This window comes from Zavarzinia sp. (assembly GCF_049306435.1).
GTDB lineage: Bacteria > Pseudomonadota > Alphaproteobacteria > Zavarziniales > Zavarziniaceae > Zavarzinia.
In genome coordinates, this window is sequence record NZ_JBAQRT010000230.1 from 1 (window position 1) to 3,397 (window position 3,397).

2 protein-coding genes are annotated in these 3,397 nt (G+C 59.5%); both read left to right on the top strand.

Translation table 11 applies throughout. The annotated features are described in order from the left end of the window. The coding region (locus WAZ62_RS13495) for a beta strand repeat-containing protein (RefSeq protein ID WP_422644059.1) at positions 1-2,544 on the top strand (2,544 nt) is incomplete at its 5' end. A gap of 153 nt (positions 2,545-2,697) precedes the next feature. Next, positions 2,698-3,397 (top strand): SapC family protein (locus WAZ62_RS13500; protein WP_422644060.1); only part of this gene is annotated, 700 nt, incomplete at its 3' end.

Consider the following 3,397-nt stretch of genomic DNA (forward strand, 5'->3'; position numbering starts at 1 on the left):
ACCATCACCTACGAGAACGGCAACGCCTCGCTGGTCGGGAACAATGCGGACACCAACGCCTTGCTCGACTTCACGGGTGACAACAACATCACCATCGCGGCGATTAACACTTCAGATGTTGACATCACTGGCCTGACCATGGACGCGACCGGCTTCACCGCCGTGCTCGACCCGGTCATGCACATGGACAACACCGAAACCCTGACGATCACCAACGGCAATGATGCCGCGGGCACGATCACGCTGCAGGAAGTGGAAGGCAACGAACTGAGCGACATCGATGCTTCGGATTTTGACGGCACGCTGAACCTCACGCTCTCGCAAATCGACAGCACCAACGACGACAGCACGCCTGGCGGTACCAACGACGGACTGCTGGAGGCATTCACCTTCACCGCCGGCCAAGGCGTGACCACGATGACCCTGGAGACGGTTGGCGCCAACACGCCGCAACTCAACACGGGTAGCGAGTGGGTGTTCGACTTCACCGGCGCCGCAGCGGGCAGTTCGCTGACCATTACCGACGACGTGGTGTTCCAGGCCGGTGCCATCCTGACCTTGATTAACGTGCCGATGATCATCGACGGCGCTGTGGATCTGTCGGACGTGGTGCTGAGTGTCGATGCCACGACGACGATCGATGTGCCGGCCGGTAGTTCGCTGACCCTCACCATCGACCAGGCCAAGGCGATTGACCTTATCGGTGCAGTGGTCCGCGGCGAAGGCACCACCTTCATCGTTGGCGATGGCACCGACAACAATCTGGGCAATTTGGACTGGGTTGGCGACAGCAACATCAGGACGGTTGTGGTTGACGTCTCGGCGGTAACCCTGGATACCACGCTGCCGCTGCCGCAGGACGCCGACGGTTATTTCGACCTTGATGTCGACGAGGCCTCGGTACCTGATGGAGTTGGCGGATACATAGATGCGGGTCAGATTGTTGTTGGTTCGGCCAACAATGACCGTATCCTTCTGAGTTCCCTTGACGACACGGTTACTGGCGGTCTCGGCGACGACCTGATCGATCTGACAACCGGTGGATCGGATACCGTGGTGGTCGATGCCGGAACTGACACGGTCACAGGCCTGGCTGCTGATGGCGCCGGTGCCGGCGCCGACGATGTGCTGCAAGTGACCGGTGCAACCGCAACGGCTAATGCAGTGGTTGCTACCTTCATTGCAACGGCAGCGACCAGCAACATTGGCACGGCCAACATCTCGCGGGGCGCAACGCTAACCGACGGCACCATCGACGTCTCTGCAGCGGGTGGCACCAAGGGCTTCAACCTGACCGGTTCGACCGACGGCACGGCATCGCTTGACACCCTGATCGGCAGCGCCTTTGCTGACGTCATCAACGGTGGCAATACCAGCCAAGCATTGGGTGCAGAAGACATACTGACGGGTAACGGCGGTGCTGACGACTTCATCTTCAATATCGATATCAGTCAGCCGATTGAAGTCGTGCCTGCAGCTGCACCGACAGTCGCCGGTAACGACGACGAGATCTGGGATCTTGCGGATACCGCCATGGCTAACAATGATGGCTTGCAGTCCATTACCGTGTTCTACCGTGAAGGGAACGGCAACGGTAACTTCCAGATTCTGGACGATGCCACTATCGACTTCAACGATCTGGATGCAGTGGGCGACAAAATCGCCGCTGAACTGTCAACCCGCGGCCTGGCGACGATCTACGATGACATCAATGATCAACTCCTGGTGAACGGTGCACCGGGCCAGGGCGTGGAGATCCTCTCCATTACCCACTCAGTGCCTGCGGTGATGACGGCTGTTGAGGCTGCCGCTTCCGACGCTGCCGATGTGCCACAGCAGAGCAAGGTGACGATTGGCACCGGTAGCGCCACATTGGCTGTCGCTGGTGAGGTTTATCGTCTGACTGCAACGCCTGATGATGGTGACGCCATCACTGGCGAGTATGTGGCAATGGGCGGGGAGACCGAAGATGCTATCGCGTTGGCCCTCGGGACTTCGTTCAATACCGTGGCGGGATCAGTCAACCCGGTGAACGGGGTTGTTGCAGTCGTGCTTACCCCGGCTGTCCCTGGCGTTTCCGGTGCGGTCCTGACTCTCCTGGATGGAGTGTCTGACAACGGTGGTTTCACGCTGGCAGCCAGTTCATCGGGCGGCATCAGCGGCACAGGTGCATCTCAGCTGCTGACCGGCACCCTTGCTGATCTAGCGACTGCTGACATCATCACTGACTTCAGCACCGTGGAAGATGACACCATCAGCTTCGGTCTGGCAGCTGGTACCGGCGGCGTCAGCGGCAATTTCGACTCTTCTGCTGAAGTTGCCCTCGATACCTATGTCGATGTGTACAACGATGCCTTGGCTGCAATGAGCGGAACCAACGTGGTTTACTACCTCGGTTCCATCCAGGCTGATCTGCTGGGTAACGGTGTTGAGACAGTTGGTCTGGTGTTCTTTGATGCCAACAATGACGACACCCCTGACGGTGTGGTTGCTCTCATCGGCGTCAACTCGACGAACTTCTCGTTCAGCGATATCGTTGCCTAAGCGAGCCGCTCGGTTAGTCCTGTCTGAGTAGCCTCAGGCAGGACGCTTCCACAAGAACCCCCGGTCTCACAAAGACTCGGGGGTTTTTTATTTTTGGCATCGGCGGTCATCGCGGTGCTTACCAGCCAATCCTGATAGACAGGCTTAACGACCATGCAAGACCCTCAGCCCATTACCCTTGAACGCCACGGCCCCCTGCGCTGGACGCGCCCCGTCCGATATGATTTTGCCGCGCGTCAGGCGCTGGCGCCGCTGGTGGCTAGCGAGTTGCCCCAAGCCTGTATGTCACTTCCAATCGCCTTTCTGCAGCAGGCGGATGCCTGGCTGGTGGTGGCCGTGCTGGGGGTACCGCCTGACACCAACCTGTGCGTGGCGTCAGATGGCCGCTGGACCGGGCGCTACATTCCGGCGCTGTTTCGCGGCCACCCGTTCTCGCTGGGCGTCAGCGCCCAGGGTGCGCCGACCTTGTGCGTCGATCACGCCAGTGGCCTGGTCCACGAAGGCCCGGAGGGTGAACGCTTTTTTACCGAAGACGGGCAAATTGCCCCGTTGATCAGCCAACTCATCAAGTTCCTGAGCAGCGTGGAAAAGAGCCGCCAGGCCACTGTGCGCGCCTGTGCTGCCCTGCACCAGCTCGGCTTGCTCATGCCTTGGACAGTCAAGGTCAAGACCTCCGCAGGCGAGAAGACCCTTGGGGGCTTGTTTCGCATCAACGAGGCCGCGTTAAACCAGTTGTCCGCTGAAAGCCTCCACGAGTTGATGCAGGCCGGCGGCATGGCAATGGCCTACTGCCAGTTGTTGTCCATGCAGCATTTCGCCAACATGATTGAAGGCGCGCGTCAGCAGCAACCCA